General features: G+C 67.3%; 17 protein-coding genes. 6 read left to right on the forward strand and 11 right to left on the reverse strand.

Annotation, left to right across the window (positions count from 1 at the left end; genetic code table 11):
• Positions 1-269 precede the first annotated feature (269 nt).
• Together sfnG and ACWETB_RS14805 are read left to right on the forward strand one after the other, a co-directional pair.
• Positions 270-1,379: a dimethylsulfone monooxygenase SfnG gene (gene sfnG / locus ACWETB_RS14800; RefSeq protein WP_449743526.1), complete on the forward strand. Its 1,110-nt coding sequence runs from the start codon at positions 270-272 to the stop codon at positions 1,377-1,379.
• A 7-nt stretch (positions 1,380-1,386) separates the two neighbouring features.
• Complete coding sequence (locus ACWETB_RS14805; RefSeq protein WP_452211905.1) at positions 1,387-2,646, forward strand: SfnB family sulfur acquisition oxidoreductase; 1,260 nt, start codon at positions 1,387-1,389, stop codon at positions 2,644-2,646.
• On the opposite strand, the gene ACWETB_RS14810 is transcribed toward ACWETB_RS14805, so the two are convergent.
• The gene (locus ACWETB_RS14810) at positions 2,631-2,759 is read right to left on the reverse strand and encodes a hypothetical protein (protein ID WP_452211907.1); all 129 of its coding nucleotides are present in this window, start codon (positions 2,757-2,759) and stop codon (positions 2,631-2,633) included. The genes ACWETB_RS14805 and ACWETB_RS14810 overlap by 16 nt on opposite strands.
• A gap of 15 nt (positions 2,760-2,774) precedes the next feature.
• Between ACWETB_RS14810 and ACWETB_RS14815 the strand changes: the two genes are divergently transcribed.
• From ACWETB_RS14815 to ACWETB_RS14825, 3 genes are all read left to right on the forward strand, one after another.
• Positions 2,775-4,397: a protein kinase domain-containing protein gene (locus ACWETB_RS14815; protein WP_452211909.1), complete on the forward strand. Its 1,623-nt coding sequence runs from the start codon at positions 2,775-2,777 to the stop codon at positions 4,395-4,397.
• 26 nt (positions 4,398-4,423) lie between these two features.
• The gene (locus tag ACWETB_RS14820; RefSeq protein WP_452211988.1) at positions 4,424-5,308 is read left to right on the forward strand and encodes a hypothetical protein; all 885 of its coding nucleotides are present in this window, start codon (positions 4,424-4,426) and stop codon (positions 5,306-5,308) included.
• Positions 5,309-5,558: 250 nt separating this feature from the next.
• The gene (locus tag ACWETB_RS14825; RefSeq protein WP_449743686.1) at positions 5,559-6,404 is read left to right on the forward strand and encodes a hypothetical protein; all 846 of its coding nucleotides are present in this window, start codon (positions 5,559-5,561) and stop codon (positions 6,402-6,404) included.
• A 24-nt stretch (positions 6,405-6,428) separates the two neighbouring features.
• Here the strand turns inward: ACWETB_RS14825 and ACWETB_RS14830 are convergent, their stop codons facing one another.
• The 5 genes from ACWETB_RS14830 to ACWETB_RS14850 all read right to left on the reverse strand — a co-directional run bounded on the left by ACWETB_RS14830 (position 6,429) and on the right by ACWETB_RS14850 (position 12,245).
• The gene (locus ACWETB_RS14830) at positions 6,429-8,015 is read right to left on the reverse strand and encodes a YibE/F family protein (RefSeq protein ID WP_452211990.1); all 1,587 of its coding nucleotides are present in this window, start codon (positions 8,013-8,015) and stop codon (positions 6,429-6,431) included.
• A gap of 79 nt (positions 8,016-8,094) precedes the next feature.
• Positions 8,095-9,036: a MetQ/NlpA family ABC transporter substrate-binding protein gene (locus tag ACWETB_RS14835; protein ID WP_452211911.1), complete on the reverse strand. Its 942-nt coding sequence runs from the start codon at positions 9,034-9,036 to the stop codon at positions 8,095-8,097.
• 58 nt (positions 9,037-9,094) lie between these two features.
• Positions 9,095-9,814 (reverse strand): methionine ABC transporter permease, encoded by a 720-nt coding sequence (locus ACWETB_RS14840; protein WP_452211913.1) that lies wholly within the window; start codon positions 9,812-9,814, stop codon positions 9,095-9,097.
• Positions 9,811-10,815 (reverse strand): methionine ABC transporter ATP-binding protein, encoded by a 1,005-nt coding sequence (locus tag ACWETB_RS14845; RefSeq protein WP_452211915.1) that lies wholly within the window; start codon positions 10,813-10,815, stop codon positions 9,811-9,813. The genes ACWETB_RS14840 and ACWETB_RS14845 overlap by 4 nt, the downstream gene beginning before the upstream one ends.
• On the reverse strand, positions 10,812-12,245 hold the full coding sequence (locus ACWETB_RS14850; protein ID WP_449743687.1) for an LLM class flavin-dependent oxidoreductase: 1,434 nt from the start codon (positions 12,243-12,245) through the stop codon (positions 10,812-10,814). Before ACWETB_RS14850 ends, ACWETB_RS14845 begins: the two co-directional genes overlap by 4 nt.
• 197 nt (positions 12,246-12,442) lie before the next feature.
• Between ACWETB_RS14850 and ACWETB_RS14855 the strand changes: the two genes are divergently transcribed.
• Positions 12,443-12,952 (forward strand): mycothiol transferase, encoded by a 510-nt coding sequence (locus tag ACWETB_RS14855; RefSeq protein ID WP_452211917.1) that lies wholly within the window; start codon positions 12,443-12,445, stop codon positions 12,950-12,952.
• Between the two features lie 21 nt (positions 12,953-12,973).
• Here ACWETB_RS14855 and ACWETB_RS14860 read toward each other — a convergent pair whose 3' ends face one another.
• The 5 genes from ACWETB_RS14860 to ACWETB_RS14880 all read right to left on the reverse strand — a co-directional run bounded on the left by ACWETB_RS14860 (position 12,974) and on the right by ACWETB_RS14880 (position 17,166).
• Positions 12,974-13,588, reverse strand: a complete 615-nt coding sequence (locus ACWETB_RS14860; RefSeq protein WP_452211919.1) for a response regulator — start codon at positions 13,586-13,588, stop codon at positions 12,974-12,976.
• A complete protein-coding gene (locus ACWETB_RS14865; protein ID WP_452211921.1) occupies positions 13,585-14,679 on the reverse strand; it encodes a sensor histidine kinase in 1,095 nt (364 codons plus the stop codon). The genes ACWETB_RS14860 and ACWETB_RS14865 overlap by 4 nt, the downstream gene beginning before the upstream one ends.
• A 38-nt stretch (positions 14,680-14,717) precedes the next feature.
• Positions 14,718-15,524: an ABC transporter permease gene (locus tag ACWETB_RS14870; protein ID WP_452211923.1), complete on the reverse strand. Its 807-nt coding sequence runs from the start codon at positions 15,522-15,524 to the stop codon at positions 14,718-14,720.
• Positions 15,525-15,580: 56 nt separating this feature from the next.
• Complete coding sequence (locus tag ACWETB_RS14875; RefSeq protein WP_452211925.1) at positions 15,581-16,486, reverse strand: ABC transporter ATP-binding protein; 906 nt, start codon at positions 16,484-16,486, stop codon at positions 15,581-15,583.
• A gap of 260 nt (positions 16,487-16,746) precedes the next feature.
• A complete protein-coding gene (locus ACWETB_RS14880; protein ID WP_449743536.1) occupies positions 16,747-17,166 on the reverse strand; it encodes a hypothetical protein in 420 nt (139 codons plus the stop codon).
• Between the last annotated feature and the right edge of the window lie 58 nt (positions 17,167-17,224).

A 17,224-nucleotide genomic window follows, 5' to 3' on the forward strand; every position in this document is an offset into this window, starting at 1 on the left:
GTGCGTTGGCGCCCGGAACAATGATTGTGCGTTGGCGCCCGGAACAATGATTGTGCGTTGGCGCCCGGAACAATGATTGTGCGTTGGCGCCCGGAACCACGATGGGGGTGTCCGGACAGGACAGCGGCACACCGCAACTGACCGGACATGGGTTGGGCTCACCGCGATTTCAAGGGTGGGCAACCGGTGTCGTCAGGGGCCAAGATGGCCGACGTTGCCGTGCACCACGGTGCACGCTCGCGTCCGAGCAGTCTGAGTCAGGAGACCCCGTGTCCACCGAAAACATCGCCGATGAGGTCAAGTTCGCCTACTGGGTACCCAACGTGTCCGGTGGTCTGGTGACCAGCGACATCGAGCAGCGCACCAGCTGGGATTACGAGTACAACGTCAAGCTGGCGCAAACCGCGGAGAACAACGGGTTCGAATACGCCCTGTCCCAGGTCCGGTATGAGGCGTCCTACGGTGCCGAGTTCCAGCACGAGTCCACCAGTTTCAGTCTCGCGCTGCTGCTGGCGACGCAGAAGCTCAAACTGATTGCCGCGGTTCACCCAGGTCTGTGGCATCCGGCGGTGCTCGCGAAGTTCGGTGCCACCGCCGACATCCTGTCCGGTGGCCGATTCTCCATCAACGTCGTCAGCGGCTGGTTCAAGGATGAGTTCATCCACCTCGGTGAACAGTGGCTCGAGCACGACGAACGGTACCGTCGCAGTGGCGAATTCCTCGAGGTGATCCGCAAGCTCTGGACCGAGGACAACGTCGACTACCGTGGCGACTTCTACCGCATCCACGACTTCACCTTGAAGCCCAAGCCGCGCAACACCCCGCAGCGTCCCAATCCCGAACTGTTCCAAGGGGGTAACTCCACCGCCGCCCGCAACAACGGCGGGCGCTTCGCCGACTGGTACTTCTCCAATGGCAAAGATTTCGACGGTGTCACCGAACAACTCGGTGATCTGCGTGCGGTCGCCCGCGCCCACGATCGTGAGGTCCGGTTCGGTCTCAATGGCTTCATCATCGCCCGCGACACCGAGGCCGAGGCACGTGACACCCTCCGCGAGATCGTCGAGAAGGCGAATCGTCCTGCGGTGGAGGGCTTCCGCTCGGCCGTGCAACAGGCAGGAAACGCCACCGGAGACAAGAAGGGGATGTGGGCCGACTCGTCGTTCGAGGATCTCGTCCAGTACAACGACGGTTTCCGCACTCAGCTGATCGGCACGCCCGAGCAGATCGCGGAGCGGATCGTGGCCTACAAGCGTCTCGGCGTCGACCTGATCCTCGGTGGTTTCCTGCACTTCCAGGAGGAGATCGAGTATTTTGGCGAGCGTGTCCTTCCGCTCGTCCGAGAACTCGAAGCCGCCGAGCGATCAGCGGCGGTCTGAGGACGCGATGAGCATCACCCAAGCGGGTACGGACCGGGTCGATCGCGGTGCGGCTCGACTGGAATCGGCGGCGCAGGCCCGCGCGGCCGCGATCCGGCTGGCGACGCGTTTCGCGGTGGATGCCGCAGCCCGCGATCTCGACCGACGTCTGCCGTATGCGGAGATCGACGAGTTGTCCGCCAGCGGGCTGCTCGCGATCACCGTTCCGGCATCCTTCGGTGGGCCGGACCTCGCTCCCAGCGTCGTGGCCGATGTCACCCGAATCATCGCCGCCGCCGATCCCAACATCGCCCAGATTCCGCACAGTCACTTCGTGTACTTGAATCTGCTGCGGCTTGCCGCCCCGGAAGAATTGGCGCGCAGGCAATTCGGTGAGGTACTGCGGGGCGGCCGGGTGGCCAATGCGCAGTCGGAGAAGGGCGGCAAGACCATTGCCGACATCTCCACCACCTTGACCACGGTCGGGGCGGGCGGCTTTCGGCTCGACGGGGAGAAGTTCTACGCCACCGGGTCGTTGTTCGCCGACACGCTGGCCGTGCTCGCCCGGCATGCGGGTGACGATGACCTCGCGGCCGGTGAGTACATCGCTTTCGTCCCGTCCGACGCGCCGGGTGTGGAGCTCGTCGACGACTGGAATGCGTTGGGACAGCGCACGACCGGTTCGGGGACGGTGCGATTCGTCGACGTCGCGGTGGGTCGGGGGGACCTGGTGATCCGCGCCGATGCCGTCTCGCGACCGACGGGGTACGGCGCGTTCGCCCAACTCCTGCATGTGGCCATCGACGTCGGCATCGCCCGTGGTGCTCTGGACGAGGCGGTGCGCTTCGTCAACACCTCTTCCCGGCCGTGGTTCGAGGCGGGTGTGGATCGGGCCGTCGACGACGAGTTGCTGGTGCAGCGTTTCGGTGAACTGGCGGTCGAATTGATCACGGCGGAGGCCACTCTCGCCGCGGCCGGCCGGGCGCTCGACCGTGCCACGGGATTCCTCGCCGACGAGTCCGGCGCCGAGGATCCTCTCGGTACCGTCGCCGACGCCTCGATCGCGGTCGCGGCTGCGAAGGTCGTCGCCGACCGGGTGTCGAACGAGTTGGGCTCCGCGCTGTTCGAGGTGAGTGGAACGCGCAGCGCGGCGGCCGGCAGCGGTTTGGACCGGTTCTGGCGCAACGCGCGGACACACACCTTGCACGATCCGGTGCGCTGGAAGCTTCAGCACATCGGGCGTCATGTCCTGCGAAACGAGGACCCGCCGATTCACGGGGTGATCTGAGCCATCGGCGGTGCGGCGTTACCGATGTCGTCCACCGAGACGACACCGTCGGCGCATCCGCGCTGACCAGGGTCGCGGGGTCCGGAGAGCGGGAGTGAGATGCCCGACGTCACGGTTATGCTCGCACCATGTCATCGAGCCGCGTGAATTCCCAGTTCGGGCCGTACCGCCTGGACGAGCTATTGGGTCGGGGCGGAATGGGCGAGGTCTACCGCGCGTATGACACCGTCAAAGACCGTGAGGTCGCGCTCAAACTCCTGAACCCGGGGCTCGCCGACGACGAGGTGTATCAGCAACGGTTTCGCCGGGAGTCGCATGCCGCCGCGCGGCTCGGCGAACCACATGTCATCCCGATCCACGATTGGGGCGAGATCGACGGCGTGCTGTTCATCGACATGCGCCTGGTCGAGGGGGAGGACCTTCGCGGGCTGCTGCGCCGCGAGCATGCGATCGCGCCGGAGCGGGCGGTGGCAATCATCGAGCAGGTCGCCTCGGCACTCGATGCGGCGCACGCCGACGGCCTCGTCCACCGCGACATCAAGCCCGAGAATGTGTTGATCGGGCAGAACGATTTCGCCTATCTCGTGGATTTCGGCATCGCACACGGTGCCGACGACACGCATCTGACCCAGGCCGGCACCGCGATCGGTTCGATCGCCTACATGGCGCCGGAGTTGTTCGACGCGGTGCCGGTGAGCGCGTCCAGCGACATCTATGCGCTGACGTGCGTGTTGTTCGAGTGCCTGACCGGCCGGGTGCCACATCCGGCCGACACGATCAGCTCCGCCATCAAGGCCGCCGTGATGTCGCCGCCGCCGGCGCCGAGCAGCGTCAACGCCGACGTCCCGCCGGCGATGGATGCGGTCATCGGCATCGGCCTCGATCCCGACCCGGCGCGACGCTTCGGCACGGCCAAGGACCTCGCCCGTGCGGCCCGTGCCGCGTTGATCGGAGAATCGCCGACGACGATCGTGCCGGCGTCCGGTGCGCGTCCCGATCTGCTGAAGAAGGCCCCGCCGACCACCATCGCACCGGCCGCCGACGACGAGGCGTACCGGGCGACGGCGCTGCGACCATCGGGACCGCACGTGTACCCGGGAGCGGCCGCGGCGGGGGCGGCCGGCACCGCCAATCTCTCTGGGCCGCAGGGCTATTCGGGGCCCCAGAACTATTCGGGACCGCAGAACTATTCGGGACCGCAGAGCTACTCCGGACCCCAGAATTTGTCCGGCCCGCAGGTGGTCGGTGCCCCACCGCCCGGATATCCGGGCGGCTACGGCTCACCGCCCTACGGTCAGCCTGGCTACGCGCCCCCGCAGGAGCGTGATCGGTCGTTGGTGGGCGTGCTCGTCGGTGTCCTCGCACTGCTGGTGATCGGCCTGCTCATCGGTGGCGCGTTCTGGCTGTTCGGCTCGTCCTCGTCGGATTCCACCGCGGACGGTCCTGCGACGACGACGATCACCCAGGCCCCACCGGTTACCCAGGTGCCCGCAACGACCGCGACGCCGAGTTTCCCGGCGAACGCCGTTCCGTGCGACGGCACGTCGGCCATCGGGTCGTCGGTCACCAGTTGTCCGTTCGCTCAGGCAGTGCGCGACGCCTACAACACGAGTGGCACCTACGGCCAACCTCGCACCGTCGTGGCGTACAGTCCGGTTACCGGACAGGCGTATTCGATGGCCTGTCAACCCGACGGTTCCGCGGTGACCTGCACCGGCGGTAACAATGCCGTCGTGTACGTGTTGCCGTGAGGGGAGTGGATGCGGTGCGTCGCCGGATGATCGCGGGGATCGCTGTCGGGGTGGCCGCGGTGGTGTCGACCGGGTGTGCGACGTCGGATTCGGCCGGTCCGCAATCCACCGTCACCGTGTACGCCTCACCGTCGTCGTCCTCGACCAGTTCGTCTGCCTATGCGTCGTCACCGTCGTCGGTCACCCCGGCGTCCAATCAGGCACTGGCGGCGAGTTTCCGGCGGGTGGCCTCGGGTACCGGGCTGACGGTTGGTGTCGCCGTCGCCCCGGTGGGTGGCCCGTCGCGACCCACGATCACACTCGGGGATCTGACGCCCGGCGTGGCGTGGTCCACGATCAAGGTGCCACTCGCCGTCGCCGCGGAACGCGAGAACGGGGAGAGTGCGTCGGAGGCCAACGCCATCATCAACTCCGACAATGCCTCAGCGGAAGCGCTGTGGGCTTCGTTGGGCAGCAACGAGGAGGCCTCCCGCAAGGTCACCGCGGTGTTGCGTGAGGGCGGCAACCCCAACGTCGTGGTGCCGTCGGTGCAGCAGCGCGCCGGGTTCACCATCTTCGGCCAGACCGCGTGGACGTTGCCGGCCGCGGCGACGTTTGTCGGGCACCTGCCGTGTATGCAGGGAACCGAACACGTCGTGTCCCTGATGGGACAGGTCGCGGGCAACCAGCAGTGGGGCGTCGAGGTCATGAGGTTGCCGAAAGCGACTGCGGTGAAAGGTGGTTGGGGCCCGGGCGTCGATGGGGCCTACCTGGTGCGGCAGATCGGCCTGGTCACCTATCGCAGCGGGGAGCAGAGCGCGGTGGCCATGAGCGCCGTCGGGGGGTCGATGTCCGGCGGGATCGCGGCGCTCAACGCGGTCGGCAACTGGCTCAATGCCAACATCGCCGCGCTCCCGCGGGGTCGGTGCTGACGCCGGTCGGGACACCCGGCACGGCGAATCCGGCGTAGTGAATCCGACATGGCGGACACGCGGATCACGACTCGCGCACGGTGCGGTCTCGGTTCGACGATCGGGCGCCTCCCGGTTGGTTGAGGTGTTCAACCGCCCATAGGCTCATTCTGTTGCTGATGTGACGGAGGAGGCTTAAGTGGCTGGAGTGAAGAGGGTGCTGGTGGCGACGGTGCTTGCCCTGGTGTTCGCGGTCGTGGTGCCGGCGGCCATGGCGGCGGCAGCGCCGGCACCGGCGCTGCCCGCCCTGCCGCCGCTGCCCGAGCCGCTGCGCACCTGGCTCGCGCCGGCGGTACCTCCGCAGCAGGCGCTGTCGAAGACCTTCACGCCCTTTCAGAAGTCGCTCGCGAAGAGTCTGCCGGGCAGTATCGGCATCTCCATCGTGCCGGTGGGCTCGGACGCCGCGATCTCGTTGGGGACGTTCACCACCGGTCGCGCCTGGTCGACCCTCAAGGTACCGGTAGCGCTGGCCGCCGAGCGTCGCCTCGGCTCCGCGGTCGTCGGCTCGGAGACCAAGGCGATCACCGTGTCCGACAACGATGCCGCCGAAGACCTCTGGGGTGCACTCGGAGGTGGACAGTCCTCCGTGGACGCGGTGACCACGGTGCTGCGCGAAGGCCACGATATGCGCACCCATGTCAGTTCCGAACTCGATGCGCCCCCGTCCTTTCCGGGTTACAGCATGTGGGCCCTGGCCGATCAGGCCCGTTTCGGCGCGCACCTCCCGTGCATGCCGGGAACCGACAGCATCCTGCGCCTGATGAGTGCGGTGGGCCCCAATCAGCGCTGGGGCGTGGCCAACCTCGGGCGCACCAACCGCGCGGTGACCTCGACCGCGGTGAAGGGCGGATGGGGACCGGGCACCGGGACGTCGTCGGCCTTCCTGGTCCGCCAGCTTGGCCTGGTGACCACACGATCGGGCCAGTTCGCCGTGTCGATCGCGGCGGTGCCACGCAGCGGACGATTCGAGGACGGCACCGCGATGCTCACCCGGATCGGCGATTGGGTGGGGCGCAATCTGTCGTCGGTGCCGACCGGTCGGTGCGGACTGCTCTGAAACTCGTCGTCGCCGACGTCGCGGTCAGCCGTCCGGCATCGAATGTCGGCCACACGCCGGTGGATTCGGCGGACGGGTCGTCGGTGGTGTGGGCGGACGGGTCGTCGGTGGTGTGGGCGGCGGTGATGGTTGTTGCGGTGGTGATGGTCGTGACGACGGTGGTGGCACCTCATCGGGTTCGAGATCGATGATCGGGCGGCGCGCGGTTGTCGGCGCCGAGCGTGCCGGTTCGGGATCGCCCGCGGCCGACGAGGTCGACTTCGACGGCTCCGCGACGGTTCCCGCTCCGGACGGGCGGGTGAGTGCCGCGGCGATCGCGGTGGTCAACGGAACCGAGAGCGCGATCGCGATGCCCCCGACGAAGGAGCGTGCCAGTTCCACGGCGACGGTGTCGGTGGTGATCATCGAGCCGAACGGCTGCTGGGCCACCGAGAACAGCAACAGCAGCGGGAGAGCGCTGCCGGCGTAGGCGAACACCAGGGTGTAGACGGTGCTGGCGATGTGGTCGCGGCCCACCCGCATGGCCGCCCGGAACGTGGCCAGCCGGGTCGGTTCCCCGGCGCCGGCCAGTTCGAAGGCGGCCGACGCCTGCGTGATGGTGACGTCGTTGAGGACGCCGAGCGTGCCGATGATGAAGCCCGCCAACAACAATCCGCTGACCGAGATGGTGCCCTGATACACCTGCAGGCTCGTCGTCTGGTCACCGGACAGACCGCTCAACTGCATCGTCTCGATCGCCAGCCAGCTCAGCACACCCGCCAGCACCATCGACGTCAACGTACCCAACAGCGCCGACGAGGTGCGCAGGCTGAGCCCGTGTGCGAGGTAGAGCACGACGAACAGGATGGCCGCTGAGCTGACCACCGCGACCGCGACCGGTGACTCTCCGTCGAGGATCGCGGGCAGTGTGAAGAATCCGAGCACCAGGAACGCGAAGGCCAGACCGATCAGTGAACGCAGTCCCCGCCAGGCGGCCACCAGGATGATCGCCGCCGCGAACAGCAGGGCCCACACGATGGTGGAGGTGGTGCGGTTGAAGTCGAAGAAGGAGTACCGCGGTTGCCCGTCGGGCCCGGCCACCGTGCTCAACCGGATGGAGTCGCCGACATGCAATGTCGGTTGGCCCGCCTGCGGGTCGTCCGGATGGCCCAGGGTCTGCGACGACGAGTCCGGGCTCGTCCCCGCCTGTGCGGCGTTGGTCGGCACCTCGAGCAGGGTGTACTTGCCGTCGTGCTCGCCCGAGGTGATGAGTACGGTGAATTCGAGGCACGGCCCGCTGCCCTCGCCGGAGATCGGGATGTCGGCGGTGTCGTTGATGGCTCCGACCATCTGGTTGAGGCACTCACCCCGGGTCTGACTGATGATCTCGCCGTCGACCGCGTGGATCGCGGTGCCGTCGGGCCCACGGAACTGGGCGGGGACCGGATGATCTCCATAGGACGGCCGTAGGAGGAATCCGCAGACGATCACGGCGAGACCCGCGACGATCAGCAATCCGATGACGAGGCGTTTGGCCAGCGGTGACAGGACGACCTCGATGTCGGACAGGTGGTGTGAGTGCCCGTGGCCCGCGCCGTGTCCGATCCGGCGGTCACCGTGCTTCCTACCAATCACTCCGACACCATAGGCCGAGGCGGTCCGGGGCGGCGGAGAACACGCGCCGCCACCGGACCGCCTCGGGCGAACCCGCTCAGAGCGGCAACAGGATGTTCTTCACCGCGGGGTCGGTGGCCAGGTACTGCTGCACGGCCGGGTCCTTGAACGCCGCCACCAACTTCTTGATGTTCTCGGAATCACGCCACTTGCTTCCGATGGTCAACTGCCCGGCGAACTCGTCCGGCGCCGGCGGGGCGAAGATCTGCTTGGAGAGGTCGACGCCGGCCGCGAGGTAGTACTCGGTGTAGCCGACGGTGGCGTCGAGATCGGGCAACGCCCGGGACTGCGCGGCGAAGTCGAGCAGGGTGAACTGCAGATTCCGCGGATTCGACGCGATGTCGTCCTGGGTGGCGGTCCACTTGTCCACGCCCGGCTTGAGGGTGATCAGGCCGGCGCGTTCGAGCAGCCACAATCCCTGCGCCTCGTTGGCGGGGTCTGAGTAGAGCGACACCTTCGCGTTCTGCGGCAGATCGGTCGGTGAGGCGTACTTGTCCGACCAGATGCCGAAGCCCCACCGGAAGACCGGTGTCGCCGCCTCTTCCTGGAAGTCCGGATTGGCCGCGAGCACCTGCGAGAGCCACAGTTTGTGCTGATAGATCGTGCCCGCGACCTCACCGTCGCTGACGGCCCGGTTGAGGGTGGTGGAGTCGGCGAGTCCGCGGAAGGCCACGGTGATGCCGTAGCGGGGTGCGACCTTTGTGGCGACGAAATTGACCAGGGCCTGTTCGCTGGCATTGCCCTCGGCGGTGACGACCGTCAGCGTCGCGCCGGGGGTGTCGTTGGGTGAGGCCTCGTCGGAACCGGCGAACCGCCAGGCGATCACTGCGGCGAGAACGATCACCACGACCGCTGCGGCACCGGCGATCAAGGGCCAGTGGCGGCGGGAACGCAACTGGATGCCGTTGTGGTCGCCGGAGTCCGGGGTGTCCGATCCGGGGTTGGGAGCGTCGGGTGGCGAGTCGGTGGTCGCAGACATGGGGGTAGCGCCTTTCGTTGATGGAGAGGTGGTGAGAGTGGTTGTCTAAAGCGATGTTTCAGCGTCGCGTGGCGAGCTTGCGTTCCGGTGTGAGGTGGCGGACGAGGGCGTCACCACCGACCTGGATGAGCGCGACGGTGACGACCAGGGCGATGATGGTCGCGATCATCACGCCGTGGTCGAAACGTTGATAGCCGTAGGTGACGGCGATGTAGCCGAGGCCGCCGGCGCCGATGGTGCCGGCGATCGTCGAGTATTCGATCATCGCGATGGTGTTGATCGTCAGACCGCCGATGATGTTCGGCAGTGCCTCGGGAATCTGCGCAGACCAGATGATCTGGGCGTTGGACCCGCCGGATGCCTTGGCCACCTCGACCACCGAGGTGGGGACCGCCCGCAGGGAGTTCTCGACGATGCGGGTGAAGAACGCGATGCCGGCGATCGACATCGGTACCACCGCCGCGGCGATGCCGATGTTGGTGCCGGTGATGAAACGGGTGAACGGAATGATCGCCGTCATCAACACCAGGAACGGCAGTGATCGCCCGACACTGATGATCCACGACAGGGGCGTGTGCAGTGAGCGGCGTTCGAACAGGCCGCCGGGAGCGAGGTTGTGGATCAGGGCGCCCAGCGGCACGCCGACGATCAGCACGATGACCATCACGATGCTCACCATCATGACGGTGTCGACGAAGGCCGGGAGCAGCAGCGACGGGATCTCGTTGACCGGTACGGTGATTGAGGCGAGGTTGTGGGTGTCACTCGGCGCGCTCATGCGGCGACCTCGCGTGCGGTCTGCGCGGTGGGTCGTGCGGTCACGCCGAGTTCGTCTGCCACGACGACGAATTCGTCGACGAAGCTCGCGTTGACGGACACGGTGAGTTCACCCACGGGGACACCGTCGACACTCTGGACGTTGGCGCCGAGGATGCCCACCGGAGCGCCGATGCGCGTCGACACCCGGGTGATCCAGTCCGACGGAACCGCCGCCGAGTGGTAGGTGACCACCACCGCGACCTCGCCGGCGGCGGCCGGAGCAGGAATTCCGTGGGGTCGAAGTGATTGTCCCAGAGAAGAATCGGGGCTCAGGGCAAGATCGACCACCGATCCCTGTTCGACGATGGTGCCATGATCGAGGCGACCCACCCGATCGGCGATCCGGGTGATCAGATCCATCTCATGGGTGATGAACACGACGGCCAGACCCAGGTCGTCGCGGACGTCGGCGAGCAGGTCGAGGAAGGACTCGGTGGCCACCGGGTCGAGTCCGGAGGTGGCCTCATCCGACAGCAGCACCGAGGGTTTGAGTGCCAAGGCGCGTGCGATGCCGACGCGTTGACGCTGGCCGCCGGAGAGCTGATGCGGATACAGATTCGCGCGGTCCGCCATGCCCACCCGGTCGAGGAGCTCGCCGACCCGGGAGCCCGTCGCGGCCTTCGTGGCACCGAGATACTCCAAGGGCAGGGCGACGTTCTCGGCGGCGGTGCGGCGCGAGAGCAGGCTCGAGGACTGGAAGACGGTGCCGATCCGCCGACGTGCCGCCCGCAACGCCGCGGAGTCGAGGTGTGCGAGGTTCTCACCGTTGACGATCACCTCGCCCGAGGTGGGGCGCTGCAACAGATTCAGGCACTGGGCCAGAGTGCTCTTGCCGGCGCCGGACGGGCCGACCACGGCGAACACCTCGCCACCGGCCACGGTGAACGAGACATCGTCGAGAACCGTCGACGGTCCCGACGGGGTGTCGAAGACCTTGGTGAGATGCGAGACGACGATCATCGGCGTACCCCCGGCGCGACGAGCCGACCGTTGGCGCCGATCTCACGAATGGAGTCGTCGATCGTCGAGGCCGGTCCACCGACCCGGAACGATGCCCCACGATGATTGTCGGGGAGCAGGTCACCACGGCCGAAGAGCTTGTGCCGCAACGTACCCGGGACGTAGTCGCGGTGATACAGTCCGCGGCGTTCCAACGCGGGAACGACGTGGTTGATGACATCGGCGAAGGTACCGGGGGTGACAGCGTAGGCGAGGTTGAAGCCGTCGACGTCGGTGTCGGTGACCCAGCTCTCAAGTGCCTCGGCGACCTCGTCGCCGGAACCGATGAGCACTGGTCCCATCCCGCCGATGCCGCCCCAGGCGGCGATGTCTCGCACCGTCCATTCGTCGCCCGACTCGGAGGCCTGCTGGAAGGCCGCCACCGCGGACTGGATGGCGTTGCTCTCGACATTGCCGATCGGTTCGTCGAGGTCATAGGACGCGAGGTCGATCCCCATCCATCCGGACATGAACACCAGCGACCCCTCCGCGCTGGCGTGGCGCTGATAGTCGGCGGCCTTGGCGCGGGCGGCCTCGGGAGTGGAGTCGGTGATGATGGTCAGCAGGGTGTAGATGCGGGCGTCGTAGGGGCCCCGGCCGGCCGCCACCAGTTCATCGCGGATCTTCGAGACCGTCTCGCGCAAAATGGCTTTGGTGGGTGCGGCGACGAAGATGGCTTCGGCGTTCTGGGCGGCGAAGCGTCGCCCGCGCGGCGATGCCCCGGCCTGGTAGATCACCGGCGAGCCCTGCGGCGACGGCTCGGACAGGTGAATCCCCGGAACCGTGAAATGCTCACCGCGGTGACCGATGTGGTGCACCTTCTCCGGATCCGCGAAGACGCCGGCCGCGCGGTCGCGGCGCACGGCGTCACGTTCCCACGAACCCTCCCACAGCTTGTAGAGCACGGTCAGGTACTCGTCGGCGTGGTCGTAGCGGCTGTCGTGGGCGAGCTGGTCATCGTCGCCCATGTTCCGGGCGGCGGAGGGCAGGTAGCCGGTGACCACATTCCAGCCGATGCGTCCCCTGGTCAGGTGATCGAGCGTCGAGAGGCGCCGCGCGAACGGATATGGATGCTCGAAGCCGGTGCCCGTGGTGATGCCGAAGCCGAGGTGTTCGGTCGCGTGGGCCATCGCCGACACGAGCAGCAGCGGGTCGTTGACCGGGATCTGGGCGCCCTGCCGGATGGCGGCCTCATCGGTGCCCGCGTACACGTCGTAGGTGCCGAGGACGTCGGCGATGAACAGGCCGTCGAAACCGCCGGTTTCCAGCAATCGCGCCAGGTCGACCCAGTAGTCGAGGGTGTTGTAGTCCCACGAACGGTCGGCGGGGTGGCGCCACAGCCCCGGTGACTGGTGGGCAACGCAGTTCATGTCGAAGGCGTTGAACCGGATGGGTCGGTGCGCCGGGACGAATCCAGGCGGGGTGGGTACAGATGCAGAGGGTACAGATGCAGAGGGCACAGAGTCAGACACCCCGTCATGGTTGACGGGCGCGGACGTGCAGGCCAGGGTTGCGCGCGCGGCGAAGAAAATCTTTGCATCCGGGCGGATACATGCAGTTGTGGTGATACGGGAGTAGGTGTGGACATATGAAATCCACCGAAATCCTCGCCGACGGATTCGCTCGCGTCCGGGAGAACGTCCACGCCGTACTCGACGATATCGAGGAGCAGCGACTCACCTATCAGCCCGCCGACGGTGCCAACACCATCGCGTGGCTCATCTGGCATCTGGCCCGGGTGCAGGACGCGCAGATCGCCGATGTCGCCGGTACCGACCAGGTGTGGACCTCCGACGGCTGGTTCGACCGGTTCGCGTTGCCGTTCGAGCCGTCGGCCAGTGGGTACGGGCAGAGCGCCGCCGACGTGATCCGGGTGGTCGGACCGGCGGAGTTGCTGGTGGGTTACTACGATGCGGCCCATCAGGTCACCGTGGACTATCTGGCCGGCCTCGATGACGACGACCTCGACCGCGTCATCGACACGCGGTGGGATCCGCCGGTCACGCTGGGTGTGCGATTGGTGAGCATCCTCGACGACGACGCGCAGCACGTCGGTCAGGCCGCGTATCTGCGGGGCCTTGACGTCGACTTCGGCTGAGTGGCAGTCGGTTCGGCGATCTCAGATCCAGCCGCGCTCGCGGGCGACGTGCGCCGCCTCGGCGCGGGTGGCGGTGCCGGTCTTCCCGATCGCCGACGACAGATGATTGCGGACCGTCCCGGCCGACAGGTGGACCTCGGCGGCGATGGCGGCCACCGTTGCGCCCGACAGCGCGGCGCGTAACACCTCGGATTCGCGTGGCGTGAGTGGATTGTCGCCGCTGGTGAGGCTTTCGGTGGCCAGCATCGGGTCGATCACTCGTAGACCGGCGTGTACCCGTCGAACCGCATCGGCCAATTCGGCTGCCGGAGTGTCTTTCACGACGAAGCCGGAGGCCCCGGCCGCGATGGCGCGCCGCAGATATCCGGGTCGGCCGAAGGTGGTGACGATCAGGGAGTGGACGTCGGGTAGTTCGGCGTGCACCGCGGCGGCCGCATCGATTCCGTCGATTCCCGGCATCTCGATGTCGAGCAGGCAGACCTGTGCACCGGAATCGCGTGCCGCGGTGACAACTTCGTCTCCTCGACCGACCTGGGCCACCACCTCGAGGTCGGGTTCGAGGTCGAGGAGTGCGGCGAGTGCTCCACGCACCAAGGCCTGATCGTCGGCGAGGAGCAACCGGATCGGACCACTCATGTCCTTACCGCCGTCACCGCCGTGCCGTCGGCGTCGGAGGTGATCCTCAGGGTCCCGCCCGCGGACTCGACGCGTTCGGTCAATCCGCGCAGCCCGTTGCCGAACCCGGATATGCCCATTCCGGAACCGTTGTCCCGCACTGTGATCGAGGTGTCATCGACCACGACGGTGCAGCGGGAGGCGCCGCTGTGGCGGACCACGTTGGTGACGGCCTCGCGCAGAACCCACGCGAACAGCGAGCTGTTGGGGGTGTGGATGTCGGGACTGGGTAGATCGGCGGTGATCCCGGCTGCGAGCAAGGCGCTTTCGGCGCCGGCGATGGCGCTGGGCAGGTCCGGGGTACGCAGTTGTCCGACGGTGGAGCGCACCTCGGCGAGGGCGTCCCGGGCGAGTTGATTCACTTCGGACATCTCGGCTTTCGCGCGTTGGGGGTCGAGATCGACGAGGCGACCGGCGAGTTCGGTCTTGATGGTGATCACGGTCAGTGAATGGCCGAGGATGTCGTGGACGTCACGCGCGACGCGTTCACGCTCGGCGACGATGGCCAGTTCGGCGTCGAGTTCTCGTCGACGTTCTTCGGCGCGTTCCCGTTCGTTCTCGCGCATCGCGATCGTGCGAAAGCCCAGCATGGTGAAGCCCACCGCGACGAGGACGACGACCAGGCCGAGGTCCTGCTTCCAGCCGGCGATGGCCGGGATGGCCAGTGCGCATACGACGACACCGCAGATGGTGGTCGCTGCCCAGCCGTAGGGAAAGGTGAACGCCGCCACCACCATCAGGAATGGTGCCGCGCCGAATGCGCCTTCGCCGATGATCGGGAGCAGGCCGATCGTGAGGAGCGCCAGCACCGCGAAGACCGCTGTTCCGCGCCGATCCGGCCCGGTGCGGCCCGACAGCACGTAGACGCTCGCCAGCAGGTAGACGAGCGCGAAAGCCCCCACGAGGGCGTAGCCGATCGCCTTGATCGGCGCGGAGTGGTCCGAGCCGATCACCGCGCCGAGCGGATAGCCGAGGAACAGCATCCAGATGGCGACGAACGCCCAGCGCATGTTGCGCCAGGGCGTTCGCCACGCGGGGTGGATGTCGGTCATTCTGTGGGCCGTTTCTGTGGTCTTCTCCGGTTACCGGGTCACTGGCGAGTTGTACTGCGACTGTAGAAGACCGCGGCAGTCGATGCGAAGACCACGCCCCACACGATCAGGTTGGCCAGGGCGACCCACAGCGGGATGTGAGTGCCGTAGACGGTCACCCCGTGGTCGAGCGGGTAGCGGGCGAGGGTGACGACGCCGAACATCGGGGTGAACTGCGCGATGGTGAGCATCACGCCCTTGAGTGGGACGAACACGTTGCCCGCGAACGCGAGCAGGGCCAGGATGCCGCCCATGACCTGCATGGCACCGTCGGAGCGCATCAGGCTGCCGACGGCCAGCCCGAAGGCGGCGAACACCGATGCGCCGATCCAGCCGAGGAACAGGCAGGCGATCCAGATCCCGACGGGTGCATGGGCCCCGGTGGCGACGCCGGCAACGGTGAGGACCAGGATCGGCAGCGCGCCGATGGCGAGTGCGACGCCGACCTTGGTGCCGACATATCCGGACGGCCGCAGGGGCGTCATCATCAGCGTGCGAGTCCAACCGGCCTGCTGTTCGATCGCCACGGATGCGGCGTTGGAGGCCGCGGCGAGAATGGCGCCGTACACGGCCATGCCGATGAGGACGTAGAACGCGACGTTGCCGGAGCCGACGGTGTCGTCGGTGTTCTGGGTGGCGCCGAACACCAGGTAGAGCAGCGCGGGCATCGCGACGGTGAAGATCATCGCGCGTCGGTTGCGCAGGACCCGCCGGATGTCGAGTCGCAGGTAGGTGGCCGAGGGGATGAGGCTGGTGAGGCTCGTCGAGCGCTGCTCGGCGGGCTGATCGATCGTGGCGCTGGTCATGGTGGTGTCCTTCGAGTGTGCGTGAACTGCGGATCAGGCGGAGTGTGGAGTGTGGATCAGGCGGCCGAGGTGAGTGCGACGAAGGCGTCTTCGAGGTTGTGCGTGGCGATCTCGACCTCGCGTGCGTGAGTCGAGGTGAGCAGGCATCGGGCCAACGCATCGGAGTCGGCCGCGGACAGATAGGTTCGTCCGCCGCGTCGTTCGGTGACCTCGAGGTCGACGATCACTCTCGCCACTGTTGCCAGTTCGGCGTCGTCGACGATGGCCGACACGATGCGCCGGCTTGCGATGTTGCGGATCTCGGCGGTCGATCCGTCGGCGACGATCCGGCCGTGGGCGATCATGATGATGCGGTCGGCGAAATCGTCGGCCTCGTCGAGGTAGTGGGTGGCGAACACGACGGTCCGGCCATGGGTGGCGTCGGTGCGCATCGCGGCCCAGAAGGAGCGACGGGATTCGACGTCCATACCCGCGGTCGGTTCGTCGAGCACGATGAGGTCCGGGTCGGGGAGCGTGGCGAGCGCGAACTTGAGGCGCTGCTGTTCGCCACCGGAGCACCGGGACACCTTGCGGCCGGCGAGGTGGGCGATGTCGGCGCGCGACATCGCCGATTCGACGTCGCCGCTGCGGCCGTGCAGTGCCGCCACGATGCGCATCGTTTCCTCGACGGTGAAATCGGGCAGCAGACCCCCGCTCTGCAGGACGGCGGCGATCCGGCCGCCACGTGCAGCGCTTCTGGCGGTCTGGCCGTACACCTCCACGGACCCTGAATCAGGTTGGGACAGACCCAGGATCATGTCGATAGTGGTGGTTTTGCCTGCCCCGTTGGGGCCGAGGAAGGCCACCACCTCACCGGGATTGATGGTGAGGTCGAGGCCGTCGACGGCGGTGACACGGTTACCGTGTGGGCCGCGGAACGATTTGCGAAGGCTCTGGGTGTGGATCGCGGGTGCTGTGGTCATGCATCTCACGATGCCCGTTGCGGGGTCGGCGCACCCAGAGCAGATGTCATCAATGGCCCATGACGTTTGTCATGGGCTCGGCGGCACTGACAGCGCTCACCTCGTCGTTGACGGCGCTCTGGGTCTCACTGACGGCGCTCTGGACTCCGCTGTGAACGTGGGTGAGAGCGCTGTGAACGTGGGTGAGAGCGCTGTCAACGTCGGACAGAGCGCCGTCAGCGGAGGGAGGTGAACTGTGAATCCTGCTGTCGTGCAGAGTTTTACCGCCAGCATCCCTGCAGGGTCTGGAAGTCGCCGGCGAAGGCGGGGCCGGTTCCGGTGCAGGTGGGTCCGGTGACGCCGTTGACGGTCACCGATGCTCCCGGGCCGGCGATACCGATCGCGAGACCGGGGCGCACGCCGGTCATGGTCACCGAGGCGTTCGGGCCGACGGCGATCGCGGCCGGACCGGCGAGGTTGGTGGCGGACGACGTGGCGTTACCCCCGTCGACGGAGATCGCCAAGCTGAGGCCGTTGTCGGTCGCCGCCGCCGAACATCCTGGGGCGGTGGCAGTTTGGCCGGGCAACGCGGGACAGATCGATGGCGCCGCAGCGGCGTCGGGGGCGGAAGCGAACGCGATGGCTCCGGCTCCGGCGGTGGCGATGGCGAATCCGAGTGCGAGACGGGTGGACTTGTGCATGTCGACTCCTGGTGGTCCTCGATGGTGTGGACACTCAGGGGTTCGAGACCGGTGCTGC

Source organism: Gordonia sp. NPDC003950 (genome assembly GCF_053605205.1).

Bases quoted from the DNA above. Each gene is read 5' to 3' on its own strand.
- ACWETB_RS14805 (WP_452211905.1), top strand. From the start codon at position 1,387: ATGAGCATCACCCAAGCGGGTACGGACCGGGTCGATCGCGGTGCGGCT.
- ACWETB_RS14815 (WP_452211909.1), top strand. From the start codon at position 2,775: ATGTCATCGAGCCGCGTGAATTCCCAGTTCGGGCCGTACCGCCTGGAC.
- ACWETB_RS14820 (WP_452211988.1), top strand. From the start codon at position 4,424: ATGATCGCGGGGATCGCTGTCGGGGTGGCCGCGGTGGTGTCGACCGGG.
- ACWETB_RS14825 (WP_449743686.1), top strand. From the start codon at position 5,559: ATGGCGGCGGCAGCGCCGGCACCGGCGCTGCCCGCCCTGCCGCCGCTG.
- ACWETB_RS14835 (WP_452211911.1), bottom strand. From the start codon at position 9,036: ATGTCTGCGACCACCGACTCGCCACCCGACGCTCCCAACCCCGGATCG.
- ACWETB_RS14840 (WP_452211913.1), bottom strand. From the start codon at position 9,814: ATGAGCGCGCCGAGTGACACCCACAACCTCGCCTCAATCACCGTACCG.
- ACWETB_RS14845 (WP_452211915.1), bottom strand. From the start codon at position 10,815: ATGATCGTCGTCTCGCATCTCACCAAGGTCTTCGACACCCCGTCGGGA.
- ACWETB_RS14855 (WP_452211917.1), top strand. From the start codon at position 12,443: ATGAAATCCACCGAAATCCTCGCCGACGGATTCGCTCGCGTCCGGGAG.
- ACWETB_RS14860 (WP_452211919.1), bottom strand. From the start codon at position 13,588: ATGAGTGGTCCGATCCGGTTGCTCCTCGCCGACGATCAGGCCTTGGTG.
- ACWETB_RS14865 (WP_452211921.1), bottom strand. From the start codon at position 14,679: ATGACCGACATCCACCCCGCGTGGCGAACGCCCTGGCGCAACATGCGC.
- ACWETB_RS14870 (WP_452211923.1), bottom strand. From the start codon at position 15,524: ATGACCAGCGCCACGATCGATCAGCCCGCCGAGCAGCGCTCGACGAGC.
- ACWETB_RS14875 (WP_452211925.1), bottom strand. From the start codon at position 16,486: ATGACCACAGCACCCGCGATCCACACCCAGAGCCTTCGCAAATCGTTC.
- ACWETB_RS14880 (WP_449743536.1), bottom strand. From the start codon at position 17,166: ATGCACAAGTCCACCCGTCTCGCACTCGGATTCGCCATCGCCACCGCC.